Genomic DNA, 273 nt, shown 5'->3' with positions numbered 1-273 from the left:
GCCTTCCACCGGGCGACTGCCATCGGCGTTGAGCGGTTGCTGCGCCTCGCGGGCCTGTTCTGCGGCCTGCTGACGACGGCGACGCCCTGCTGCTGCCGGCATCACTTTGGGTAAAGGCTCGGACACTGGCGGCGCAACCGCCTCGGGCACTGCGTTGTTACGTGGCAGGCTGCCGAAGGAAATCGTCGAGGCTTGCACCGGTGCCGCCGTCGATTGCGCCTGCATGGTGGCATGTTCGGCCATCGGCGCGCCGCAGTGAATGCACACCAGCGC

General features: G+C 68.1%; 1 protein-coding gene. It reads right to left on the bottom strand.

The window, feature by feature from the left end:
- Window positions 1-243: hypothetical protein (locus AAEY83_RS15010; protein WP_351060150.1), on the bottom strand; the 243-nt coding region annotated here is incomplete at its 3' end.
- Window positions 244-273: the final 30 nt, after the last annotated feature.

The sequence above is a fragment of the Psychrobacter sp. TB20-MNA-CIBAN-0197 genome, from assembly GCF_040309765.1.
In the GTDB taxonomy this organism is placed as follows: domain Bacteria; phylum Pseudomonadota; class Gammaproteobacteria; order Pseudomonadales; family Moraxellaceae; genus Psychrobacter; species Psychrobacter submarinus.
This window is presented reverse-complemented; position numbering and strand designations above follow the sequence as displayed.